At 63.0% G+C, this 25463-nt stretch carries 19 protein-coding genes; 11 read left to right on the forward strand and 8 right to left on the reverse strand.

Features of this window, described 5'->3' with window-relative positions; all coding sequences use genetic code 11:
• Window positions 1-242: 242 nt before the first annotated feature.
• The 3 genes from LDZ28_RS29185 to LDZ28_RS29195 all read left to right on the forward strand — a co-directional run bounded on the left by LDZ28_RS29185 (window position 243) and on the right by LDZ28_RS29195 (window position 7469).
• The gene (locus tag LDZ28_RS29185; RefSeq protein WP_244831936.1) at window positions 243-884 is read left to right on the forward strand and encodes an HD domain-containing protein; all 642 of its coding nucleotides are present in this window, start codon (window positions 243-245) and stop codon (window positions 882-884) included.
• Window positions 885-922: 38 nt separating this feature from the next.
• Window positions 923-6508, forward strand: coding sequence for an AAA family ATPase (locus LDZ28_RS29190; protein WP_244831236.1), 5586 nt, complete (start codon window positions 923-925; stop codon window positions 6506-6508).
• A gap of 139 nt (window positions 6509-6647) precedes the next feature.
• Window positions 6648-7469 (forward strand): alpha/beta fold hydrolase, encoded by an 822-nt coding sequence (locus tag LDZ28_RS29195; protein WP_244831237.1) that lies wholly within the window; start codon window positions 6648-6650, stop codon window positions 7467-7469.
• Here LDZ28_RS29195 and LDZ28_RS29200 read toward each other — a convergent pair.
• From LDZ28_RS29200 to LDZ28_RS29235, 8 genes are all read right to left on the reverse strand, one after another.
• On the reverse strand, window positions 7456-9246 hold the full coding sequence (locus LDZ28_RS29200) for a winged helix-turn-helix domain-containing protein (protein ID WP_244831238.1): 1791 nt from the start codon (window positions 9244-9246) through the stop codon (window positions 7456-7458). The two genes, LDZ28_RS29195 and LDZ28_RS29200, sit on opposite strands and share 14 nt — an antisense overlap.
• Before the next feature lie 200 nt (window positions 9247-9446).
• Complete coding sequence (locus tag LDZ28_RS29205; RefSeq protein WP_244831239.1) at window positions 9447-10361, reverse strand: helix-turn-helix domain-containing protein; 915 nt, start codon at window positions 10359-10361, stop codon at window positions 9447-9449.
• 152 nt (window positions 10362-10513) lie between these two features.
• The gene (locus LDZ28_RS29210) at window positions 10514-11617 is read right to left on the reverse strand and encodes an amidohydrolase family protein (RefSeq protein WP_244831240.1); all 1104 of its coding nucleotides are present in this window, start codon (window positions 11615-11617) and stop codon (window positions 10514-10516) included.
• A 37-nt stretch (window positions 11618-11654) separates the two neighbouring features.
• Window positions 11655-13265: a cation/acetate symporter ActP gene (gene actP / locus LDZ28_RS29215; RefSeq protein WP_370652293.1), complete on the reverse strand. Its 1611-nt coding sequence runs from the start codon at window positions 13263-13265 to the stop codon at window positions 11655-11657.
• A 29-nt stretch (window positions 13266-13294) separates the two neighbouring features.
• Window positions 13295-13660, reverse strand: coding sequence for a DUF485 domain-containing protein (locus LDZ28_RS29220; protein ID WP_244831242.1), 366 nt, complete (start codon window positions 13658-13660; stop codon window positions 13295-13297).
• Between the two features lie 16 nt (window positions 13661-13676).
• The gene (locus tag LDZ28_RS29225; RefSeq protein WP_244831243.1) at window positions 13677-14906 is read right to left on the reverse strand and encodes an FAD binding domain-containing protein; all 1230 of its coding nucleotides are present in this window, start codon (window positions 14904-14906) and stop codon (window positions 13677-13679) included.
• Window positions 14903-15388: a VOC family protein gene (locus LDZ28_RS29230; RefSeq protein ID WP_244831244.1), complete on the reverse strand. Its 486-nt coding sequence runs from the start codon at window positions 15386-15388 to the stop codon at window positions 14903-14905. Before LDZ28_RS29230 ends, LDZ28_RS29225 begins: the two co-directional genes overlap by 4 nt.
• Window positions 15389-15567: 179 nt before the next feature.
• Window positions 15568-16287 (reverse strand): TetR/AcrR family transcriptional regulator, encoded by a 720-nt coding sequence (locus tag LDZ28_RS29235; RefSeq protein WP_244831245.1) that lies wholly within the window; start codon window positions 16285-16287, stop codon window positions 15568-15570.
• 194 nt (window positions 16288-16481) lie between these two features.
• Between LDZ28_RS29235 and LDZ28_RS29240 the strand changes: the two genes are divergently transcribed.
• The 8 genes from LDZ28_RS29240 (at window position 16482) to LDZ28_RS29275 (ending at window position 25451) form a co-directional block, all read left to right on the forward strand.
• Window positions 16482-18659 carry an FUSC family protein gene (locus tag LDZ28_RS29240; RefSeq protein ID WP_244831246.1) on the forward strand — a complete coding sequence of 726 codons (2178 nt, stop codon included), beginning with the start codon at window positions 16482-16484 and terminating at the stop codon, window positions 18657-18659.
• Window positions 18656-20137, forward strand: coding sequence for an efflux transporter outer membrane subunit (locus tag LDZ28_RS29245; RefSeq protein WP_244831247.1), 1482 nt, complete (start codon window positions 18656-18658; stop codon window positions 20135-20137). The genes LDZ28_RS29240 and LDZ28_RS29245 overlap by 4 nt, the downstream gene beginning before the upstream one ends.
• The gene (locus tag LDZ28_RS29250; protein WP_244831248.1) at window positions 20121-20321 is read left to right on the forward strand and encodes a DUF1656 domain-containing protein; all 201 of its coding nucleotides are present in this window, start codon (window positions 20121-20123) and stop codon (window positions 20319-20321) included. Before LDZ28_RS29245 ends, LDZ28_RS29250 begins: the two co-directional genes overlap by 17 nt.
• A gap of 20 nt (window positions 20322-20341) precedes the next feature.
• Window positions 20342-21304, forward strand: coding sequence for an HlyD family secretion protein (locus LDZ28_RS29255; protein WP_244831249.1), 963 nt, complete (start codon window positions 20342-20344; stop codon window positions 21302-21304).
• A 194-nt stretch (window positions 21305-21498) separates the two neighbouring features.
• On the forward strand, window positions 21499-22185 hold the full coding sequence (locus LDZ28_RS29260) for a response regulator transcription factor (protein ID WP_244831250.1): 687 nt from the start codon (window positions 21499-21501) through the stop codon (window positions 22183-22185).
• Between the two features lie 310 nt (window positions 22186-22495).
• A complete protein-coding gene (locus tag LDZ28_RS29265) occupies window positions 22496-23452 on the forward strand; it encodes a helix-turn-helix domain-containing protein (protein ID WP_244831251.1) in 957 nt (318 codons plus the stop codon).
• A gap of 61 nt (window positions 23453-23513) precedes the next feature.
• A complete protein-coding gene (locus LDZ28_RS29270) occupies window positions 23514-23933 on the forward strand; it encodes a hypothetical protein (protein WP_244831252.1) in 420 nt (139 codons plus the stop codon).
• Between the two features lie 54 nt (window positions 23934-23987).
• Window positions 23988-25451: a winged helix-turn-helix domain-containing protein gene (locus LDZ28_RS29275; protein WP_244831253.1), complete on the forward strand. Its 1464-nt coding sequence runs from the start codon at window positions 23988-23990 to the stop codon at window positions 25449-25451.
• Window positions 25452-25463: the final 12 nt, after the last annotated feature.

A 25463-nucleotide genomic window follows, 5' to 3' on the forward strand; every position in this document is an offset into this window, starting at 1 on the left:
CGCGTGGTTCGGGCGTGGTGCGTTGAGACTGCCTGGCATCTCGCGTATTCACCGTCGTTCACGGTTCTTGGCGCCAATCCGCATCGCAGCGCTTAAGGCTTTTTTAGAACCCGCCAAAGCCTTTAAAGATTCGTTTCGCTACCCTCTGACAAAGAACGCGGACTGCGAACGGTCCTCGACGTCATGCGAATGCAGCGCGTCGTGACGGACCGCTCGCCATGTCTCGACACACAGGAGCGGGCATGAAGCTGACGATTGCAGGCGTGGCGATTCCCGATACCGCGATGGCGCAGGCCGCCACGAATCTGATCAGCGCCACGCAATCCGTCCTGATGTTTCATCACGCGCTTCGCTCGTTCCTGTTCGGCGCACTGACCGGCCACCGCGAGAACAGGCCCTTCGATGCCGAACTGCTCTACCTCGGCGCGCTGTTTCACGATGTCGGACTGAACACGCGCTTCCAGCACTCGCCGAACCGTTTCGAAGTGGACAGCGCCGATGCCGCGCGCGACTTCATGCGTCAGCACGGCGTGGCCGAGCGTCAGATCGAAGAGGTGTGGCTCGGCATCGCGCTGCATACGACGCCCGGCATTCCGGAACATCTTTCGACGCTGGTCGCGCTCATCGCCGCCGGCGTGCAGATGGACGTGACGGGCGCGCGTTACGACCAGTTCAGCGAGCCTGAGCGCGATGAGATCGTGCAGGCGTATCCGCGGGAAACCGGCTTCAAGAAGAAGTTGATCGAAGCGTATGCGCGCGGCATGGAGCATCGGCCGGATACGACCTTCGGCACGGTGAACGCCGACGTGCTCGATCGCTGGGACCCGAACTACCGGCGATTGAACTTCTGCGGGCTGGTGTTGGGATCGGACTGGCCGAACTGAAATCGAAGGCTATTGCACATGGCCGAAGGAGAGATGAATTGAGCACCGAGGCATTCATCGACGGGACGCGCAAGGCGTCGTCTGGCTCCGGCATCGCCGTGCATTTCGATCAGCTCTGGTTCGATCAGCTCGCACTCGAAGCGCTGCTCGTGGATGGCGAGATCGTGCGGCATCGCGCGAGAACGCAAGACGGCGCGCGGTCCTGGCTCGTCGCGGCGCCTGCCGGTCCTTCTTCCGATGCCGTGTTGCGGCGTCTCGGGCAAGAGTTTGCGCCGGCCGGGAAGCTCGATTCCGCGTGGGCCGTGCGGCCGCTCGCGCTCTTGAGGCTCGAACGCGGGCCGGTGCTCGTCTATGAAGACCAGGGTGGCGCGCCGATTCTTCCACGCGCCGACGGCACGATTGCACTCGGCCGCTTTCTGCGTATTGCCGTGGGCGCGGCGCAGTCGCTCGCGCTCGCGCACGAACGCGGCGTTCTGCACGGCGACATCAAGCCTTCGAACCTGCTGGAAGGCGCCGATGGCACGGTGCGCTTGCTCGGCTTTCGCGCTTCGACGAGCGAAGCTGCAGAGTCCATCGACCACGCCGATACCTTGAGCGGCACGCTGGCGTATATGTCGCCGGAGCAGGCGAGACGCGCGGAAGAACAGGCTGACGAGCGCAGCGATCTCTATTCTCTCGGCGTGACCCTATACGAGCTATTGACCGGCCACTTGCCGTTCGAAGCGGCGGATGCGGTCGAATGGATCTTCAATCACGTCGCGCGGCAGCCCGCCGATCCGCGCCGCTACCGCGCGTCATTGCCCGATGTGCTGGGTTCAATCGTACTCAAGTTGCTTGCCAAGAGTCCTGCGGAACGCTATCAAAGTGCGTCGAGTCTCGAAGCCGATCTGCGGCACTGTCTTGCCGACTGGAACGAGATGCAGCATATCGTCCCGTTCGAACCGGCCGCGAAAGACAACGTCAAGAATCTCGCCTTTACGCATCGTCTGTTTGGACGTGTGCATGAATATCAGGCGCTGCGGGACGCCTTCGATCGCAACGCGCGGCAGGGCGCCGCCGAACTCATCCTCGTGTCCGGCTATTCGGGCGCGGGCAAGTCGGAACTCGTGCGCAGCGTGCATCGCGCGACCGCGCAGAGTGCCGCGCTCTTCGCTTCCGGCAAGCTCGAACAGTACGGTCAGAACGCGCCTTATGCGCCGTTGATGCAGGCCATCCGTTCGCTCTTTCAGCGCATTCTCGGTGAGAGCGACAGCGAACTCGACCGCTGGCGCGCGGTGCTGTGCGAGGCGGTCGGTTTGCAGGGAAAACTCATCGTGAACTTCATTCCCGAGCTGGAACTCGTGCTCGGCGAGCCGCCCGACGTAGCGGAGTTGCCGCCCGTGGAAGCGCAGTTGCGCTTTCAGGCGCTGATCTCGCGGCTCTTGTCCGTGTTCGCGACAGAAGCGCATCCGCTGATTCTCTTCTTCGACGACGTTCACTGGTTCGACGAGGCCACGCTGAACTTCATCGCCGCTTTCGTGGCGCATGCCGATATGCGTCATATGCTTCTAATCTGCGCGTATCGCGATAACGAAGTGGATCGCTCGCCACGGTTCAAGGCGTTCCTCGATTCGTTGCCCGATGCCGGCGCGCGCGTGAGTTCGCTGGCTGTCGGGCCGCTCGATCCGGCGAATGTCGTGGCCTTGCTCGCCGACGCACTTCATTCCGATGCCGCGCATGTCTTTCCGCTCGCGGCGGTGGTGCACGAAAAAACCGGCGGCAACCCGTTCTTCATCAAGCAACTGCTGCTCGTGCTGGCGGAACATCGGATGATCGTCTACGACGGCGAGGCGCGTCGCTGGACGTGGGACCTGGAACGTATCGGCGAGTACGAATCGTCGGATAACGTCGTCGATCTGATGGTGACGCGGCTTTCGCGCCTGCCGCCAGCGGCGCAGGCGGTGCTCAGGCTGCTCGCGTTCATGGGACGACGGCTCGACCGTTCGACACTCATGCTGATCGATCCCGGCGATGGCGTCGAGTCGGCGCGGCGTCTGCAACCCGCGCTCGAAGCAGGGCTCGTCGTATCCGACCGCACGGGCTTTGCCTTCGCTCACGACCGCGTGCAAGAGGCGGCGTATGCGTTGACGCCCGAACACGAGCGCGGTGTCGAACACGCCCGCATCGCGCGCATTTTGCTGCGAGACTTCAATGCGCGGACGCTGCAATCGGCGTTCGACGTGGCGCACCATATCGAACGCGCTCAGGCGGCGGGCGCGCTTCTCGAACTCGATGCAGACGAGACCGACGTGTTCGCCACGGTCTGTTTGCAAGCGGCGCGTCAGGCGAAAGAAGCGATCGCTATCCGTTCCGCGCTGAATTATCTGGACGTCGTGCAGGCGCTGCTGCACGCGAACGGCGCGGCGCAGGCCCACGCCGCAACCTATGAAATGGGCGTGTTGCGCGTGCAGTGTCACATCCTGAACGCCGATTTCGACGCTGCCGGTAAAGAGATCGCCACGCTCTTGCGCGAGGACCTGTCTGTCGTCGCGCGCGCGTCGGTCTACAAACTCAAGGTCGACATGCAGCAGCATCTGTCGGACTATGAAGCCGCCGTCGAAACCGCGCTCGAAGGCGTTCGGCTGTTCGGCACGGTTCTGCCGCGCTTTCCGCAAGCCGCCGATGTCGAAGCCGCGTATGGCAAGCTCAACGCGTCGCTTGCATCGCGAAGCATCGCCTCGCTCGCGAACCTGCCGACGTTGCGCGACGAGAAGATCGAGTCCGAGATGAACCTGCTCGCGAGCGTCTACGCGCCCGCATCGTTCGTCGATGAACGGCTCGGTTTTCTGCATCTGTGCCACATGGTGCAGATGACCATCGACCACGGCATCACGGCAGCATCGGCGCACTGTCTGTCGTGGTTCGGCGTTTATGTCGCCGAGTTCTTCGGGCGCTACGAGGAAGGCTTCGAGTTCTCGCGGCTGGCGCGCACGCTGGTCGAATCGCGCGGCTTCAACACGGTCGCCACGAGCACGCTGGTGGCGCTCGATACGGTCGCCGTCTGGACCCAGCCGCTGCCCTACGTGCTGGCCTGCGCGCGCGATGCGTTCGAATCCGCCAGGCCGAGCGGCGACCTCACGATGAGTTGTTACGCATGCAATCACATCGTCTCCGATCTGCTGACGATGGGCGCGCCGCTCGAACAGGTCGATCGCGAAATCGACCTGGGTTTGTCGTTCGCGCGACGCGTGAGATTCCGGGATGTCGAGGACATCCTGGAACTGCAAAAGCGCTACGTACACAGCCTGACGGGCGGGCCGGGACTGCCGGGCAATTTCGGCTCGGTGGTGGACGGACGCATGACCTTCGACGCCGATCTGCTCGACACGCAGATGACGACGCTGCGTTTCTGGATCTGGCTGCTAAAGGGCATGTCCTGCTACTTTCATGGCGATTACCGCAACGCGTCGTATTGCCTCGCTGAAGCCGGCGAGCTGACGTGGGCGACGCCCGCGCACGTGCATCAACTGGATTACCACTTCTATTCGGCGCTCAATCTCGCGCAAATGTACGAAGCGGACGAAGCCATTGCGCGCATCGAACCGCATCTCGCGAAGCTTACGGTCTGGGCGAAACTCAATCCGGCGACGTTTCTCGACAAGCTGTTGCTGGTCGAAGCCGAAATCGCTCGTCTGCTCGGCAAGCCGCTCGAAGCGCTGGCGCGTTATGAGGAAGCGGCAGCCGCAGCGTCCGAAAGCGGCTTCAGTCATATCGATGCACTCGCGCATCGGCTGGCGTGCGCGTGCTGCGAAGCGAACGGGCTCTTTACGGCCGCGCGGGAACATCGGCGGCGCGCGATCGACGGTTATGCGCGCTGGGGCGCGCATGCGCTCGTCGGCCGACTCGAACGCGATGCGGGTCCGGCACGTGCGACGGCCGTGCGTCAAGCGCTGCCCGAGGTTCCGGTGGCGTCCCGTCCATCGGTCGAAATCGAGGATGCGCAGCATCGCTTTGATTTGCTGTCGGCGCTGAAGTCGTCGCAAGCGCTCTCTGAGGAGATCGTGCTCGACAAGCTGATCCGCACGCTCGTCACGCTCGCTATCGTTCACGCCGGCGCGCGCAGCGGCATCCTGATTCTCATGCAAGGCAACGTGCCCGTGGCCGAAGCGCGCGGACAGGAGACGCCCGAGGGCGTACAGGTTCAGCTGGCCGGCGAAGCGCCCGTGCGCGAGGATTTGCCCGCTTCGGTCCTGTACACGGCGCTGCGCACGCGCAAGCCCGTGGTGGTGGAAGACGCGCAACACGATCCGCGTTTTTCCTTCGATGCAGCCTTGTCCAGCAGGCCGGTTCGTTCCGTATGCTGTCTGCCGCTCGTGAAGCAAGGGCATGCCGTCGGCGCGCTTTACCTCGAAAACGATCTGACGACGGGCGTGTTCACGGAGAGCCGCACGTCGGTGCTCGAATTGCTCGCGTCGCAGGCGGCCATATCGCTCGAAACGGCGCGTCTTTATGCCGAGTTGCTCGAAGAAAACAAGCGTCGCAAGGAAACGGAAGCGGCCTTGCGCATGAGCGAGGAAGCGCTCGCGCTCGGGCAGCGGATAGGCCGCTCGGGAAGCTATATCTGGAACACGCTGACGGGCGAGCGCTATTGGTCGAAGGAACTCTACAACGTGTTTTGCTTGCCGATGGAAGCGAGCGGTCCCGCGACACGCGCGATCATGGAGCGCATTCATCCCGAGGACGTCGCGTTTTATCGGGAGATGGTCGAGCGTGCCGCGCACAAGCGCGTGCCCTTCCGGCAGAAGTTTCGCGTGGTCGCGCCGGACGGCGCCATCAAGCATCTCGAAGTGCTGGGCGAACCGTCCGGCGTGAGCAGCTTCGTCGGCGTGGTCACCGACCTGACCGAACGGCACGTGACCGAACTCGCCTTGCAGAACGCGAAGAGCGAACTGGCGAAGGCATCGCGCGCATCGACGATGGGCGAACTCGCCGCTTCGATCGCGCACGAGATCAATCAGCCGCTCGCTTCCATCGTGTCGAACGCGAGTGCGTCCGTGCGCTGGCTCAACCGGCCCGAGCCGGATCTGGCCGAGGCATCGAGCGGCTTGCGCGAGATCGTCAAGGACGGCAAGCGGGCGGGCGATATCATCCGCGCATTGCAGACGCTTGCGAAGGAAACCAAGCCTATTTTCGCGCCGGTCTATATCGATTACGTCGTGCGCGAAGTGTTCGAACTGGCGGCGGCGGAAATAGAACAACGCGGTGTCCTCGTGCGGCTCGATCTGGCTGCGCGTTGTTCGGTAACGGCTGATCGCGTGCAGCTGCAACAGGTGCTGTTCAATCTCGTCATGAACGCCGCCGATGCCATGAGCCATCTCGATGCGCGTCAGCGCCTGCTCGCCGTCACGTCCTGCATCGACGACAGGGGCACCGTGATCGTGTCCGTGCAGGACAACGGCGATGGCATTCGCGAAGACATTGCCGAGCGCATCTTCGACGCGTTCTTCACCACGAAGGACACCGGCATGGGCATGGGGCTCGCCATTTGCAGGTCGATCATCGAGGCGCATGGCGGGACGCTCACCGCGGGACCGGCGTATCCGCGTGGGACGGTGTTCGTCTTCACGCTGTCGGCGGTCGCTTGAAGTCGTTGCGTGAAGCTATCGTGCAAATCCACAAAAGCCGGGCGATAACCAAGCGTGCCGTGCCACGAATCGCGAATACTCCCTTCACGCATGACACACCGGCACGGGCCGGTCAATCAATCGAGAAGGAGTAGCGGACATGGCTTACATCACGACCAAGGACGGCACGGAAATCTATTACAAGGACTGGGGCACGGGCCCGGCGATCACGTTTTCTCACGGCTGGCCGCTCGATGCCGACGCGTGGGACGCGCAGATGATGTTCCTCGCCGAACGCGGTTATCGCGTGATCGCGCATGACCGTCGCGGCCACGGCCGTTCATCGCAACCGTGGAACGGCAACGAGATGAACACTTATGCCGACGATCTTGCCGAGCTGATCGAAGCGCTGGATCTGCAAGACATCATGATGGTCGGCCATTCGACCGGCGGCGGAGAAGTGGTGCGCTATATCGCGCGTCATGGCGCAAAGCGCGTGTCGAAGGTCGTGCTGGTTTCGGCCGTGCCGCCGATCATGCTCAAGACCGAAGCGAACCCGGGCGGCCTGCCGCTATCCGTGTTCGACGACATTCGCAAAGGCGTGCACGATAACCGCGCGCAGTTCTTCAAGGACCTCGCGATGCCGTTCTACGGCTTCAACAAGCCCGGCGCGAAAGTGTCGCAAGGCACGATCGATTCGTTCTGGCTGCTCGGCATGCTGGGTTCGATCAAAGGCATGTACGACTGCATCAAGGCGTTCTCGGAGACGGACTTCACCGAAGACCTGAAGCAGGTCACGGTGCCCGCGCTCGTGCTGCAAGGCGACGCCGATCAGATCGTTCCGCTCGACGATTCCGGCAAGCTCTCGTCGAAGCTCATGCCGAACGCGAAGCTGAAGATTTACGAAGGCGCGCCGCATGGCATGTGCACCACGCACGCGGATCGCGTCAACGCGGACCTGCTGGAGTTCATCCAGTCGTAAGCGGCGTGGCGGTCAGCGCAGGCTTGTGCAAGCGCCTGGAAAGCGGCCAGCGGGCGGGTCGCGCAGGCAGCGGCGGCGTCTCGTGGACCACGGGCGCCGCCGCTGTCAACGCCGCGCGCAGCCGCTTCTCGATCGCTGCGTCTGCCGTTCCCGCCGGCAGCTTCGCGATGGCATCGACGGCGAGCGCGGCGCGCATGCGGCACTCGTCGAACAGATGCGCGTCGCTTAGTGCGCCGACGAGATGCGACGCCAGTTCGATACCCACGCGGACATCGCCGTCCCCGGACATCGCCCAGTCGAGCGCGACGCGCGCATCGTCCAGCGTGTGCTGGAAGGCGGCCGGATGGTCGTCGAGGCCGCAGGCTGTGGCCGCGATCTGTCGTGCAACATGACGCGCATTGCGGCGGATGATCTCGCGCAATTCGCCGTTGGCGCGCAGCTTTTCCAGCGCATAGGCGCGCGTCGATTCCGACAGACGATAGCGCGCGGTGGCGCGCTCGAATTCGACGCTCACGAGCGACTTCGCGACCAGTTCGGTGATGCCGCCGATGGCGTCCGCTGTCGTGTGCTCTTCGTCGCAGACTGCCGCGCACATCGACTCGAAAGAGAACCTGCCGCTAAAGAGCGCGAGCCGCCAGAACACGGATTGCGTGTCGCGGTCGAGCAGCGCGAAGCTCCAGTCGAAAGTGGCGCGCAAGGTTTGATGACGCGGCAGCGCGGTGCGGTAACCGCCCGCGAGAATCGCCATGCGGTCGTCCAGCCTGCGGCAGACGCCTTCCACGCCGAGCGCGGCGACGCGCGCGGCGGCCAGTTCGATGGCAAGCGGGAGGCCGTCCAGACGCCGGCAGATTTCACCGACGAGCCGGATCTCCGCGCTGTCGGTCGCCACGCTTTCCTGCAACGAATCGGCGCGCAGGATGAAGAGGTTCACGGCGGAGCATCGGAGAATATCGGCGTCCGCGGCATCGGCGGGAGGCACGTCGAGCGGTTCCACTCGGAAGATGCTCTCTGCCATCACGCGCAACGGCTCACGGCTCGTCACCAGCACGCGCAGCTTTTCGTTGCCGGCGACGAGTGCATCGACGATCTGCGCCACGGCGCCGACCACATGTTCGGCGTTATCGAGCAGCAGGAGTTTCGACTGGCCGGCGAGTGTCGCGGCCACGCGCGCTACATCGATTTGCGTATCGGGCAAGGCAATGCCGCAACTCTCCGCGATGGCGCACAGCACGCCTTCGCGCGTCGTCAACGCGGCGAGTTCGACGAAGCACACCGGTTCTGGAAAGTCTTCGGCACTATGACGGGCCGCCTCGATAGCGAGCCGCGTCTTGCCGATGCCGCCCGCGCCCGTCACCGTCAACACGTGCGAGTTGCGCAGCATGGCGCGGATCGTGGCGATTTCCGTATCGCGTCCGAGCAACGCGGATTTTTGCGGCGGAAGACGGCGGCCGCAAGCGGGCTTGAGCCGCGCTTCATCGGATGGCGTGCTCGGCTTGCGTTGCAGGAGTTGATAGCCACGGCCGGGCACGGTGAGAATCAGGTCGCGGTCCGCGCCGAGCACCTTGCGCAACGCCGAGAGATGAACGTGAATATTGTTCTCCTCGACGACGGTGTCGGGCCATACGGCGTTCATCACCTCGTCCTTCGAGACGAGACGGCCGCCAGCCGCCGCGACCACGGCGAGGATATCGAAAGCGCGCGAGCCGAGACGCACGAGTTCGCCGTTTCGCCATAAGGCGCGCATCTCCAGATCGATCTGAAATCCGCCTATTTGCATCGTGACGTTTCCAGGTTGGGGAAAGGGAGCGAAACGGGAGGGAGAAGCTAAGGTCGGCGCGGGATAAGAAAGTGGCGTGCGCAGCCTCGGCACGATCAAGTTAGCGCAGCGCCGTTCATGCGTATTGCACGTAAGTGCGATGCTTTGTATGAAAGTCTATGGATGTGACGACGCGAGGTATCGACTGAAGAAAGGCTGTGTCAATTGCCCGCTTGCCTGCGCCAGTTTCCGGGCGGCGTGCCGACCAGTTGCGAGAACGTGCGGCTGAAGTGGCTTTGATCGGAGAAGCCGCATGCAATGGCGATCTCCGCAAGCGACCACGTCGATTTGCGAAGCAGCATGCGCGCATGTTCGATGCGTTGCTCCAGCACCCATTGATGCGGCGTGTGCTGCGTGGTCTCGCGAAACGCGCGGATGAAGTAGCTGCGCGACAAGTTGCATGCACTCGCGATGGCTTCGAGCGATACGTTGTCATCGGTTTTGGCGAGCAGCATCTCCTTGGCGCGCGCTTCCTGAATACTCGAAAGACGCGGCCCCGGCTTGAGCGCTTTCGCGGTCGCGTCGCCGTATCGATCCACGAGATGCGTGCCGATGGTGACGCCGAGTTGTTCGAGGAAAAGCGCACTGGTCTCGGACGAACGATCCAGCGTCAGCGCGAGCACCTGCGCGAGCTGGCCGAAGATGGCGTCCTCGCGTCCGGGCGGCGCCGAGAAGCCGGAAATGGTCGTGCCGTTTCGCTCATAGCCCGTGTTCACGATGAACGACCGCGAAAATTCCATCAGCACGAAGTCGAACGCGCCGTGCAGATCGGCGCGGTAGTCGTCCTCGAAATTGCGGATATAGACCGAGTCCTTCCTGAACTCGTGCAGCGCCGAACGGCTACCCGTGATGATGCGCCGGCGATGTCCCGCCGCGAGCGAGACACCGATGAGAAAGCCGCGATCGGACGCGGGCGTGACGACTTCGCTCGTCTTTTCCTCGCGCCTGCATTTGCGATAGAACGTGAAGTCGCCCGCGCGCAGTTCGAGGTCCTTGTGCAGCTGCGTCGAAAGACAGCCGAGCGAGTCTTTCTGACGCGGCGCCGTGGTGCTGGAAATATCTGTCTGGTTGAACATGGTCCGTCACCCTTGCTCGTCACGCTGCACTCACGCATGCGGCGTTTGCGTTGCCATAATCAAGCGATGGTCATAACCGGCGGAATCCGTGGATTATCTTGGAAATTGTCCGCGACAAATATTAATTTTCGTTCAGTCGCCGGGCGCCAATCTCATATCTTGAGCAATTGCGCCGCGTTGCCGCCGAGGATCAGGTTCTTCTGCTCGGGCGGCAGCTCGAGGCGGTCCAGAAACGTCACCGGCTGTTCATAACCCATATCGAAGCAGTAGTCGCTGCCGAGCACGAGCCTGTCTATGCCGATGTTCTTTATCAGGAAATCGAGCACCGGCCCGGAATGCGACACCGTGTCGTAATTGAAGCGGCGCAGGTAGCTGCTCGGCTTCTGCGCAAGCCTCCGCGTTTCGGGCCGCACGTTCCAGCCCGCATCGATACGGCCCATGAGGATAGGCAACGCGCCGCCCGCGTGCGGCAAGGTGACGTTGAGTCGCGGATGCCTGTCCATGACGCCACCGAGAATCAAATGCGATCCGGCAATGGCGGTATCGAATGGATTGCCGAGCAGATTGCTCAGGTAGAAGTCGGTGAGCCGCGCGCCGCCGACCGTCTGTTGCGGATGCAGGAACACCGGCAAATCGAGTTGTTCGATGCGCGCGAAGACCGGCTCGAACAACGGATCGTCGAGATCGCGGTTGTTGATGTTCGTGCCCATATAGACGCCGCTTACGCCCGGCAATTCGGACGCACGTTCGAGTTCGTCGATGGCGTCGTGCGCGTTCAGCATCGGCAGCGTCGCGAGGACGACGAAGCGCGTCGGATGCTGCACGTGCACCGCGGATGCTGCCGTGTTCCATGTCGTTGCCAGCTTCGCGTTGAAGGCGCGGTCGGCCCAATAGGCCATCGGCACGCTGAGCGAGAGCGCCTGTACGTCGACGCCGGACGCGTCCATATCGGCAAGCCGTTCGTCGATACGGATGAATTTGAGCGGCAGCGGACCGAGGCCGCCAGCAGGCGTCTGAAAGCTGAAGGTGCTCGCATCGCAGGTGAACTTGCCGCCGAATTTATCGCCGTCGCTGCCGACGAGTTCGCAATAGCTTTCGGGGTAATAGTGCGCGTGAATGTCGATCGATTTGCCTTTGACTGTCGCATTGGCTCGGGCGGATGCGTTCGGAAGGCCCGAAGCGAAGCCGCCCGCGAGCGCGGCCATGGTTCCAAGCAGACGACGGCGCTTCGGCGAGATGCAGCAAGTGCAATCCATGAGTCATGTCTCCGTGATGGATTTCGATCGGCCTGTCTCAGCCGTTTTTGATCATGCCGAGCTCGCAGTCCACGAGCTGATTGCCATAGAGCGCACGTTCGCGCACGGCGCGCGCCGAGTGATCGGTGATCGAGAAGAAGACCACGCTCACGAAGGCGACGAGCATGGAAAAGAGCGCGGGATATTCGTACGGATAGATGGCGTGCGCGTGACCAAGCACCTGGACCCAGACGGTCGGGCTCAGGATGGTGAGCGTGATGGCGGAGATCAGACCGAGCGAACCGCCTATCACCGCGCCGCGCGTGGTGAGGCCGCGCCAGTAGATCGACAGCAACAGCACCGGAAAATTGGAGCTTGCCGCGATCGAGAACGTGAGACTCACGATAAACGCGATGTTCTGCTTCTCGAACGCAATGCCAAGCAAGATGGCCAGCACGCCGAGCACGAGCGTGGTGAGCCGCGACACGCGCATTTCCTCGCGGTCCGTCGCGCGTCCGCGGCGCAGCACGTTCGCATACAGGTCGTGCGATACCGCCGAGGAACCGGCGAGCGTCAGGCCCGCGACCACGGCCAGGATCGTCGAGAACGCGACCGCGCACATGAAGCCGAGGAACACGTTGCCGCCCACCGCATGCGCCAGATGCAGGGCCACCATGTTCACGCCGCCGATCACGCCGCCGGATGCGCTGTGATAGAGCGGATCGGTCGCTACGAGCGCAATCGTGCCGAAGCCGATGACGATGATGAGCGCATAGCCGATTCCCACGATGCCCGTCGCGTACAGAATGCTCTTGCGCGCGGCGCGGGCGTCGCCGACCGTGAAGAAGCGCATCAGGATATGCGGCAGTCCGGCCGTGCCGAAGATCAGCGCGAGGCCGAGCGAAACGGCGGAGACGGGATCGGATACCAAACCGCCAGGGCTCATGATCGCGGCGTGTTTCGGATGCGCGAGGATCGCCTGTGCAAAGAGCGCGTTCATGCTGAAGCCGAAGCGGCTCAACACCATGAACGCCATGAAAGCCGCGCCCGCCAGCAGAAGCGCTGCCTTGATGATCTGAATCCATGTGGTGGCGAGCATGCCGCCGAAGAACACGTACACCACCATCAGCACGCCGACCAGCACGACCGCCGCCGTGTAGTCGAAGCCGAACAGCAATTCGACGAGTTTGCCCGCGCCGACCATCTGCGAGACGAGGTATAGCAGCACGATCACGATGGAGCTCGACGCGGCGAACGCACGAATCGGCCGTTGTTGCAGGCGATAGGACACCACGTCGGCGAGCGTATAACGGCCGAGGTTGCGCAACGGTTCGGCGATCAGAAAGAGGATGATCGGCCAGCTCGCGAGAAAGCCGATGGAATAGATGAGGCCGTCGTAGCCGCTCGTGAAGACCAGCGCGGAGATGCCTAGCAGCGACGCGGCCGACATGTAATCGCCCGCTATCGCCCAGCCATTCTGGAACGCGGTGATCTTGCCGCCCGCAGCGTAGTGATCGGACACGCTGTGGTTCTTCCTTGCCGCCCAGCGCGTGATGAACAATGTCGATGCGACGAAAACGAGGAACATGCCGATCGCTATCGGATTATGCGAGCGCGACGCCGACGCGACTTCGGCGGCATCGGCAGAGATCGCAGTGACAGCGCACATCAACGCGCCGAGCGAAAGAGAGATACGTTTCATTGCCGTGCTCCTTGCCGGATTTCGTTCACGGCGCGGTCATGGAAAGTGTTGGCTCGCGCGACATACACCGCCACGATGCCGAACGTGAAGACGAACATGCCGAAGCCGACTGGAATGCCCCACGTCGCGGGATAACCGGCGACAATCGGCCGGCCGAGCAACGCGGGCGCGAATGCCAGCGTGAGGATGAAGGCAAAGTACACCGTGAGCATGAGGAGCGTGAGCATCCACGAGAAGGCGCGGCGTTTTTGCACGAGCGCCTGAAAGCGCGGGTCGTCGAGCAATGGGTTCGCCATGTGCGGCGGCGGTTCTTCGGCGATGACGTGCGCGTTCATCGCATAGGTTGGGGCGCTGTGGTCCACGTCGTCTCCTTTGTCATCAGAACCGCGCGGGAACGGCGGTCTCGCGCATGACGGCATCGGGCGTGCGGTAGCGCTCGGCCATCTCGCGATCGACTTCCGTCTTCAACTGCGCCTGCATGTATGCGCCGAGATGGCGCGCGTGCTGCACGACAGCCGCGCCCACTTGCGTGCGTTCGAGGCTGTAGCCGGCAAGCGCGTCTTGCACATCGCCGTGCGTCTTCAGTGCCTTGACGAGTGTCATGGCGTCGCTGGCTGCCTTGGTCACGCCCATTCCGCAATGCGGACGCGCAACGAACGCGGCATCGCCCAGCAGCGCGATGCGGCCGATCGCCATGCGCGGCACTTCGAGATCGAAGATAGGCTGAAAGAGCGGTTGCGTCGCGCGCGTCACGACTTCGCCGAATTGCGGTGCGAGCAGCGTGAGCGCGGCGTCTTCCATGTCGGCGAGCACGTCGGCGCGAATGAGCGTCGGCGGAATGCCGCCGGTCCAGCGCTTGCCCGATGCATCGGTCAGCAGATCGGGAAGCTGGACATCTTCGCTCGTTGCGCGATACCACACGAAGTTGTAGCGGCGCTCGCCGGGCGTCGTGCTATTGCCTTGACCGGCCACGGGATAGCCGAGAATTTGCTCGCGCGGCGGCAGGCAAAACGCGAACTTGTCGAAGAGCGCGTCGCGAGTTTCACGCGACAGCGAGGCTTCATCGACAAGACCGCGCCACGCAATATAACCGGCATATTGCAGCTTCACTTCGGGCATCAAGCGCTCGCGAATAGCCGATTTGAAGCCATCCGCCGCGATGACGAGATCGGCATGCAATACCGCCCCGTCGCCGAGCGTGACGGTTGCACGATCGCCGTCATCTTCCACCGATGCCACCGTTACTCCAGCGTGATAGTGCACGTCGGGAAGCGCAGCGCGCAGCACGTGATACATCTTGCCCCACGCGGTCAGCGTTTGCGGCAGATCGCGTTCGGACAGCACCGCGCCGTCCTGCGCGAAGGTCACGCGTGAACGCACCTTCACGCCGATGCCATCGTCGATTTGAATGCCGGCTGCGCCGAGTGCATCGAAAAGTTCGGGATGCGTCACGATGCCCGCGCCGCGTCCGGCGAGTTCATCCGGCACGCGCTCGAACACGTCTACATTCCAACCGTTACGCACCAGCAGGTTCGCTGCGAAAAGCCCGCCGAGCGAACCGCCGACGATGATCGCTCTGGATCGTTTGGAACTCTGGACCATGCTCATTCTCCTTCGCTGACGGGGTTTTGCTTGCTCGACGGTCGTGCATGCGTGAGGCGGCTCAGTTCTTCGGCGGGGAAGTTGAGTTCGATAGTCACGCCCGACGGATCTTCGATGAACACTTGATGCAAGCCGAGGCTTGGCACCGTGCGATCGCGCCACGCGATGCCTTCGCTTGTCAGCGTCTGCCACATCTCTTCGACGCCCGTCGCGAGAAACGCAATGTGATCGACCGTGCCCGTTCCGCTCGCGGGCAAGGCCTTGTCGCCGAGATATGCGGTGAGTCCTTCGGGATTGTTCGGATCCACGCCAATGATATGAACCGTGCCGAAGTCCACTTCGTCGCCGCCTTTGTAGAGCCACGCGCCGGGAAAGTCGAAGGGCGGACGATAGCCGCGCTTGAAGCCGAGGATGCGTTCATAGAAGTGGCACGACTGTTCGAGATCGGTCGTGCGGATCGAGTAGTGGGCAAGTTTCGTAACAGGCATCTTCGGCTCCTGACAAATTATTTATCGATCGATTAGTGATCGTTTGATAAATTGTAGGTGAAGCGGGGAGCGGGATAAAGCGGCGCATCGCCGGTGTTTACCCTGAAAAACCACGAGGCGGGAGTGATGCGATGGGAATGAGACGAACGGCCGGCGCGTTTGCCGGCCTGGAAGCGGACTCAGGCTTTGGCGCCCGGTTTGATGCGCGCGGGCTGCTTGGTTGCGTGTTTGAGCGCGGCGGGCACGCCGTTCAAGAAGGCGTCGACCTGACGCGCGATGTGATCTTCAACGTCGTCGGTGACGGGCAGACCGTAGATCCACTTACGCACGCCGAGATAGAAAATGCTGGCGTGCAGACTCCAGATCAGTTCGAGGTCGATCTCCCGCTGACGCGCGCTGGCGGGCGCGGACAGTCCATAAGCAAGACGAATCTCCGCCATCACCGGAAGAAACACGCGCTCACGCAGACGCGTCAGATATTTCGAGTTGATGCCTTCGCGCGTCAGTCCCGCGAAGATGAAGATGCGAATCCACTCGCGCCGCAGGATCACCACCGAATACGCCGAATAGAACCGCACCATGCGTTCCTGAATGGGCAGGTCGCGGTCCTTGATGAGGTTCTCCCAGCTCGTGTCCCACTGATAGACCTCTTCATACACGCGGTCGATCAACGCTTCCTTGCTCGGAAAGTAGCGGTACAGAAGCGGCTGCGTGATGTCGAGTTGACGCGCGAGTTCACGCGTGCTGCCGGAGAATCCATGCGTGGCGAAATGATCGACGGCCTTGAGCACGATCTGCCGTTCGCGGACCTCCGGCGCCAAGCGGCGCGTGACGAGCTTTTCCTGTTCGACGTCTTCGATCTTCGGCGGGGTTTCGCTGTTCCGCGCTTTTCTCGGCATGGCTGGCTGGTACCTGTTGTGTTGGGACGCATCATACAAAGATTAGCCGGACCTGACTACGCGAGCACGTCTCAAAGCCGGTCATTTCATGCAGCGCATGCGCAAAAAGCGTGCGATTGTGCAATTGCCTGGTCCGCGTTCGCAGCAGACTCCATACCACGCGAATATCCGCACGAACAAGCGACGAGCGCCCCATGACCCTGCAAGCCGATACCGGCAGCGCGGCCCTGCCTCGATGGCGGGAAGAGCTGAAGACATACTGGAACGACGACGGACCCCGCTTCAGGCATATCGCGAAAGTGGCGCTTGCCATGTCGCTTGCAATGGGCGTGTGCATGCGGCTCGAACTGCGCACGCCGGCCACCGCCATGGTCTCGTGCATCATCGTGATGATGCATCAGCAAAGCGGCATGGTGATCGCGCGTGGCTTCTATCGCGGGCTCGGCATGGTGTGCGGCAGCTTTGCGGGGCTCGTGCTCATCGCGCTGTTTCCGCAGCAGCCGTGGCTTTTTTTGATCGCGCTCGCGGTGTGGATCGGCGTGTGCGTGTTCGGCGCGTCCTACTACCGCAATTTTCAGTCGTATGGTTTCGTGCTGACAGGATACGGCACCGCCATCACGGCCATACCGGCGTGGTCCAATCCTTATGGCGTGTACGACAACGTCGTATTCACCGTGAGCGAGGTGGTGATCGGCGTGGTCTGCGCGAGCGTGGTCAGCGCGGTGATCTTTCCGCGCTCTGTCACGCCCGCGCTCTATGCGGCCAGCCGCAAGAACTTCACGGACTTGCTCAACGCCATGCACGCGATGCTCGACCGCACCGCGACGCTTACCGGTTTCGACACCTTCCTCGCGCTGATTCGCGAGCGTGTGGAAGTGGAAAGCCTGCGCAGCGGCGCCGTGTTCGAAGACCCGGCTATCCGTCTTCACAACCATGTCTATCTCGATCTCGACCGCGGTTTTCTCGATACCGTCGCGTGGATTCACGCGCTGCATCAACTGAAGTTACGTGTCGCCGCCGAAGCTGACCCGCGCGCTCTCGCGGCCGTCTACGATCTCATCGACGCGTTGCTCGCCGTCGTGCCGAACGAGGCCGACGCGCAACTCGTCACGCTCGAAGCGGTGGAAACGCTGATGCGCGATCTCGATGCCTTCGAGGATGCCTTGCCCACGCGCCTCGGCAAGCTGTTACAGGCGCTCGCGGATCTGTCGGCGCATCAGCGTCAGTTCGTATCGACGACGGGCGCGGCACTGTTCTTTTCGATGGCCGATCTGCGCCTGATGTGCCGAAGCTATATCGACGCGCGCACCATCGGCCGCTTGCCGTGGTCGCAGTCGGTGCTGCAGGCAATCGGCCGCATCGGCAGGACTCGGGCCACGGCTAATCGCACGGCCGCGACCATCGCCGGTGCGCGCGCCGCCGTCGCCGTGCTCGCGGTCGGCGCGGCGTGGATCGCCTCGGGCTGGGTCGGAGGCGCAACCGCCATCGTCGCGGTGGCGATCACGAGCGCGTTGTTCGCGCTTGCACCGAACCCGACGGTCGCGAGCTGGCAAATTTTCGGCGGCTGTCTTGGAGGATGGCTTGCAGGCTTCGCGTTTAATTTCTTCGTGCTGCCGCGCATCGAGACGTTCGAGTTGCTGGCGGCGTCGATGGCGATCGTGGTGATGATCGGCAGCTATCTGAACACGTTCCCGAAGACGGCGATTCTCGGGCTCGGCTTCAGCTTGTACTTCTGCTTCATCGTCGGCATTACGAACCCGACGGTCTATAACCCGAGCGCTTATCTCGACACCGGCTTCGCGCTGCTAGGCGGAATCGCGGTGGCGGCGGTCGCGTTCTCGGTGCTCGTTCCGCGCGCGGGCGACTGGATCTCCGCGCAGTACATGAAGCAGATTCGCGGGTTGATCGTGCATGACGCGCGCAATGGCGACCTCGCCGACCTGCTCTACACATTCGAACTGAGCTTGCGCGATTTCATCTTGCAGATTGCATCCGCGCCGGTCGACGCCCGCGTGAATCGTGACCGTCTGATCGGCTGGGCTTTTGCGGCGCTCGAGATCGGCCGCTCGATGATTCAGATTCGTCTCGACACCGAGCAACTCGGCGCGACCTTGCCGGAAGGCTGGGCGGCGGAACAGGACGCATGGCTTGCGGCGCTGGCGAGTGTGTTCTCGAACACGACACCCGAAGCCGCGCAGAACGCGCTCATAGCGACGCGCCGGGCGCTCGACATGCTGCCGCTCGGAGACAACATCGCGACCGATACGGCGACGCTCAAGCGGTATCGCATGCGCGCGTTGCTGCATTTCACCGAGCTGACCTTGCGCGATGACAGCCTCGCGTTATGGCAAACGAAGGAGACGCCGGCATGAACACGCGCCGCCTGTCGTGGGTCTTGTCGTCGAGCGGCTGCGCGCTGCTTCTTTCCGCCTGCATCACGAGCGGCGGCATCCACCCACACGAGTCGATGATCGACCCCGCCACGCTCGACGCCGGTGCCGCTCTGCGCGCGACCCAAGCCGATGCGAAATGGCCCGCCGACGCCTGGTGGCGTCAATGGAACGACCCGCAGCTGGATACGCTGGTGCAGGACGCGACAGCAGGCAATCCCGGGCTGCGCGCGGTGGCGGAGCGGATCGACGCGGCGCGTTTTCAGGCGCAGATCGCAGGCGCGGCCGAGTTGCCGCAAGTCAGCGCGAACGGCAGCTTCGAGCGCAGACGTTATGCCCGCTACACCACGCCCGCGCCGCCCGGCGGCACGACCGTGTGGAGCAACAATGTCGAGGCTGACCTTTCATACGATCTCGATCTGTGGGGCAAGAATCGCGCGATCCGCGAAGCCGCGCTCGACAACGTGCAAGCGGTGGCGGCCGACGCGCGCTTCGCCGAAGTCGAACTGCAGACGGCCGTGGTGCGCAGCTATGTGCAGTTGTCGCTGCAATACGCATTGCTCGATGTCTATCGCGACGTGCAGAACGAACAGCAGCGCACGCTCGATATCGCCACGCGCCGCTGGCATGCGGGCGTCGGCAGCGGTCTCGAAGTCAGTCAGGCGCAGACGCAACTTGCCATGAGCACGACACGCGTGCAGGAAGCGCAGCAACAACTCGCGCTTTCGCGCATCGGCATTGCGGGGCTGGCGGGCAAGGGGCCGGGTTATGCCGATGCCTTGCGCCGTCCCGGCCTCGCGCTGAGCGTGCCGGTCGATTTGCCGGCGACGCTGCCGGCCGAGCTCGTCGGGCATCGCGCGGACGTGGTGGCCGGGCGCTGGCGCGTGTTGCAAGCGGACAAGGGCATCGACGCGGCGCATGCGGATTTCTATCCGGACATCAACTTGCTGGCGACGGCATCGCTGGGATCGGCGGCGACTTTCGGCGGCTTCTTCAACTTCGTCGATAGCAACGGCATGGGCCACGGCGTGGGCGCGGCGATCTCGCTGCCGATCTTCGACGGCGGACGGCGGCGCGGCAACTACGGCGTCGCGGTGTCGTCGCGCGATGCCGCCGTCGACGCCTACAACCAGAGCGTGATCGGCGCAATGCAGCGCGTTGCCACGCAAGTCGTAACCTTGCGTTCGCTCGGCGAGCAGCAGGCGTCGATCGAGGACACGCTCGATTCGGCGCGCAAGTCGTTTCAGCTTGCCGACACGGGGTATCGCAGCGGCATCACCGAGTTTTTGAACGTGCTGGCCGCGCAGAATGCGCAGTTGCAGCAGGAACAAAGCCTCGCGACGATTCGGGCGAAACGTCTCGATGCCTGGGCGTTATTGATGAAGGAACTGGGCGGCGGCTTTGCATCGTCCATGCCGCGGGAAGCAACCCAAGGAGTCGCCGATGCCACGCGAGATTGACGTCTTCTCGCTTCTCATGCCCGGCTTGCTGCCGATACTTGCTGGCTGCGTGCTGCTGTTCGTCGTTCTCGATCTCGTGCTGGCGCGGCTCGGGTTTTATCGCTTTACGTGGCACGCGAGCCTCTTTCGCGTCGCGCTCTTCGCTGCGATGTTCAGCGGCGCTTCGCTGCTCTCATGGCGATGAAACCACCCAATGACATCAAGATGAAAACGCAATCCATCCTGCGCGCGGGGTTCACGCTCACGATACTGGTCGTGGCGATCGTGCTGGTTCGCATGCTGTGGCTCGACTACATGTACTCGCCTTGGACGCGCGACGGACGCGTGCGCGCGCAGGTCGTGCAAGTCGCGACGGATGTTTCCGGCCTCGTCAGCGACGTACGCGTGAAGGACAACCAGCTCGTGCGCAAGGGCGACATTCTGTTCGTGCTCGATCCGGCTCGCTTCCATTACGCCGTGGCTCAGGCCGGTGCCGATCTCGCGCGTGCGCAGGCGCAAATGGCGCAGGCGAAGGCGCGCATGGCCGCGAGCGAATCCGGTTTTGCGATGAAACGCGCTCAGGCGGCGCGCCGCGCCAATCTTGCGGGCGACGTGATATCGGACGAAAGCCGGCTGGATTCGGCATCGCTCGCGAGGCAATCGGCGTCGGATCATGCCGCCGATGTCGCCGCCTACAACGCGGCCGAGGCGGCCGTAAAGGCAGCGGTAGTGGCGCAGGAGACGGCCGCGCTGAACCTGACGCGCAGCGAGGTGCGCGCGCCGTCCGATGGTTTCATCACGAACCTGAACCTTTATCCGGGTGATTTCGCCACGGCCGGGACCGCGCGCATGGCGCTGATCGACTCCCACTCGTTCTGGGTCTACGGCTACTTCGAGGAAACGAAGCTGCCGCACGTGCAAGTGGGCGATCGGGCGACGATCAGACTGCTATCGGGCGGTGAAGACATTCAAGGTCACGTGGATAGTCTCGCAAGCGGGATCGCCGACCGTGACAATCCGACGAGCGGCGATTTGCTCGCCGACGTCAACCCGATTTTTACGTGGGTGCGGCTCGCGCAGCGAGTGCCGGTGCGGATTCATATCGATCGTGTTCCCGAGAGAATGAGGCTCGCGATGGGGATGACTTGCACGGTGACGTTGCAGCCGCATGGGAGCGGTCGTGGGTGAGCGTCGCGGCGCCGCCTTTTGAACGATTAAGGAAAAATAAGTACCGTCGCGTGGATGGCCTCGCGCATCATCGCTTGGGAAGCACGCTTTTCCTGGAGCGCGTCACTTCGACCGCTCCTTCCAGCGCGCTTTCGGCGATGTAAAAGGCCGCGCGCCTTTGCATCTTCTTCTGTCCGCTCACGAAGGGAGATGTGATGAGCAGTCATCCGCGCAGCGATGCGAGCGCTGACGCCAGCAACAACACCGCGAGCGCCATGGTGTACGTGGTGGACGACGACGAATCGATGCGCCAAGCCGTCAGCAATCTCCTGCGTTCGGTGGGCCTCAAGGTCGAAACCTTCGGCTCCGCGCAGGAGTTTCTGGCGTTCGACATGCCGGATGTGCCGAGTTGCCTGATCCTCGACGTGCGTCTCAAGGGACAAAGCGGACTTGCGGTGCAGGAGCAGATTGCATCGAGCGAACTGAGTCTGCCGATCATCTTCATGACGGGGCATGGCGATATCGCGATGACGGTCAAGGCGATGAAGGCCGGCGCGCAGGACTTCCTGGCCAAGCCGTTCCGCGATCAGGACATGCTCGATGCAGTGGAACAGGCGCTGGCCAACGATGCGCAGCGTCGCGCGACGAACCGTTCGGTAGCGGATTTGCGGCATTGCTACGACACGTTGACGGCACGTGAGCGTGAGGTCATGGCATTCGTCGCCTCGGGCCTCATGAACAAGCAGATCGCGGCGGAGATGGGCCTGAGCGAGATCACCGTGAAAATCTATCGCGGGCAGGCCATGCGGAAGATGGGGGCGCGCTCGCTTGCGGATTTCGTGAGGAAGGCGGAGGCGTTGGGAGTCGCATTGCCGGTGAGGCGCGCGCGGGGTGGGGTTTGAGATGGTTGGCCTTGGGCGAGGGCGATTGGCACTGCGCAGTGTGCTTATTGAATCACGCGACGACGAACCGCTCACACCCTATACGCACGTATAACTCACCTGCCGCCTCCGTCTGAACAACCGCACCGCGTTAGACCTCGCGCTAGTCAACCCGCCCGCGCCGCATCGAACCCCGACTAAACCTCCGTATGATCTGAACCAACCATCGGTCATTCAAGCCACCCCAACGTACGACTGGCTGTACGAATTGCCGTGCGATACCGTGGAGTCCATGCAAAGTCGCTCAAACAACTTCACTGGATGACCGGTCATGACCATTTCGTCGATGTCGTATCCCGAACCCGTAGTCGAGGTCGCGCAGAAGAGCCGGGCGAACGGAATCGGAATGGAACATGCATGGCGCACACCTCCCGACGACGCTGCCAGCAGCCGTCCGCGCGGCGGCATTCTCCTCTCGCGATGGACCTGCAACGACAAGTCGCCGGTGGAAGTCGCAAGTGTCGAGAGCGCGACGCATCATTGCATCGCACTGAGTCTCAAGTGCACGTCACTCACGTTTTCTCATGCAGGCAAGACGCTCGTGCGCGGACGCGTCGCCGCCGGGGCCGTGCAGATCACGGCGCCCGACGTGCGCTGCAGCGCCGTGTTCGAGTCGCCTGCCGACGTGCTGCATCTTTTCGTCGGGCAACAGGTCTTGAGCGAATGCTTCGAGGACATGTTCGGGCGGCCGCATGCAGGCGATATTCGTATCGACGATCCCAAGCTCGTGCGCGACCCCGCGCTGGAACGGCTCGGACAGGCGCTCGCGGTATCGCAATCGGAGGACGCGGCGGTGGGCAAGGTGTTCACCGATAGCGTCAGCTTCGCCATCGTGTCGCGCCTGGTTGCACGGCACTTCACGCTGGCCGACCGGCAAAAGCGCGAGGCCAGCGCCTTGCCCGCGTGGCGGCTCAATCGCGCGATCGAATTTATCGATGCCCATCTCGCCGATTCGATCGGCCTCGCGGATATCGCCGGCAGCACAGGGCTCACGCGCATGCATTTCGCCTCGCAGTTTCGCCGCGCGACGGGCATGCCGCCGCACGAGTTTCTCCTGCGCCGCCGCGTGGAATACGCGCAGCGCCTGCTGCGCGAGTCGAAGCAAAACATGCTCGATGTCGCCCTGAGTTGCGGCTTCCGCTCGCAGGCTCACTTCACGACCGTATTCAAGCGAATGGTCGGCGATACCCCGTACTGCTGGAAGACGAAGACGAACGTCGCCGGGTAATGAGTGTTGTTCGATAAAGGCCGCGTCGTTACGCGCGGAAGTCCGCCAAGGAACCACTGTCATGCGCTATCTCGACGATCCAGTCTCCTCACGACGAGCCAGTTCTGCCGATACGGTCTTGAGCGGCCGCATCGCGCTTGGGGCGTGGACGCGCCGCTTGATTCTCGCGACCGGTCTATGGGCGCTCGTCGAGTTGCCGTTCGAGTTATGGATCAGTCTCTCGGCGCGCGATGCGCTTGCATGCATCGTCGGCAAACTCTTGTGGCTGGCGCTCGTTGGGTTCGTGCTGACCGGCAGCCGCGTCGCGCGCATCGTCTATGCGTTGCTCTGCACGATCGGTCTGATGGCAATGTCATTCGGGCTGCCGGTCGAGTTCCGCGTGTCGCCGCTGCTGTTTCTGCTGTCTTCGGTGGAATGCGTGCTGAAGGCGAGCGCCTTCGTGTGTCTCGTATCCGCGGATGCTCGTCCGTACGAGGACTGATTGCGCATGCGCGCAACGTGGCGGTTCCGTTAATCAACCAGGCGTGAGTGCGGCATGATCAAGATCGGTCGAATCGTAGTGTCGCTGGAAATGCGCGAGGCGCGTCTGGATGGGCGACTGCTCGAGGTCGGCTCGCGCGCGTTCGACATCCTCGAATTGCTGATTCGCGCAAATGGCAAAACGGTCACGAAGGATGAGATTCTGCGCCACGTGTGGCCGAAATCGGTGGTCGGCGAGAACAACATCCATGTGCAGCTTTCGACGCTCAGGCGTGTCCTCGGCGCTGACGGTCAGGCTATCCATACCGTGTCCGGTCGAGGTTATCGGCTGGCGAATGCGGTCGACGTGTCCGCGCCTGCCGATTCAATTGATCCGAAAGCGACGCACCTCGACGCCCTGCCGCATCATCGCGCGGCTTTGATCGGACGCGAGAGCGCGCTTGCGGAGATCGTCGGTGCGTTGCAGGAAGCGCATCTCGTCACGTTGCTGGGCTCGGGCGGTATTGGCAAGACGCAGCTTGGCATCGCGGCGGCGCGTTCGATTGCGGCTAACGCACAGATCGATGTGTGCTTCGTTTCGCTCGCGGCCGTGAACGATGCGCGCATGGTCGCGGACACCATCGCCGAAGCACTTGGCATCGAGCGTTCCATGAGCGATGGTTCGATCAAAGCGCTCATCACGGTTCTTCAGAGCCGCAAGATACTGCTGTTGCTGGACAACTGCGAGCATGTAATCGAGGCAGCCGCGTCGCTCGCCCAACAACTCGTGGAAGCATGCGCGGAGCTGCGAATTTTGGCGACGAGCCGTGAGCCACTGCGCACGCACGACGAAAAGTGCTACCGGGTCGCGCCGCTCGACATGCCCGATGTCGAGGCCACCTCGCAAGCGATTCTCGCCAGCGCCTCGGTGCGGATGTTTCTCGCGCAGATGAGCGCGTTGAATGTGTCGGTCGAACGGGACCGCGGCAGTCTCGACATGCTCGCGACGATCTGCCGCCGGCTCGACGGCATTCCGTTGGCACTCGAACTCGCCGCAGCGCGGGCGGCTGTGTTCGGCATACGCAGGCTGGCCGCGGAACTCGATGATCGGTTCCATTCGCTGACGGGCGGGCTCAGGACTGCGCCGCCTCGGCAGCAGACCTTGGCCGCTTCGCTCGACTGGAGCTACAAACTGCTCGGCGCGGCCGAGCGCGTAGTGCTGCAACGGCTCGCCGTATTCCCCGACCGCTTTTCGCTGGATGAGGCTTGCACGGTCGCCGCGTGCGAATGGTTATCGCGAAACGAGGTCATGGAGGCGATCGTCGGCCTCGCCTCGAAGTGTCTTCTGATGACTTCGTTCGACAGCACGACTCGTGACTATTTCCTGCTGGAGACGACGCGCGACTATGCGTTGCGCAAGTCGGGCGAGTCCGACGACGCTGGTGTCGTGACGTCTACACGCACTGAGCCGCGCATGCGAACGCTAGGTGCTGCGGCGCGCGGCGGCAGGCTCGTGTTGGTATCGGCCGCTTCCCGATGAATCTGCCGCGAC

The organism is Caballeronia sp. TF1N1 (genome assembly GCF_022878925.1).
GTDB lineage: Bacteria > Pseudomonadota > Gammaproteobacteria > Burkholderiales > Burkholderiaceae > Caballeronia.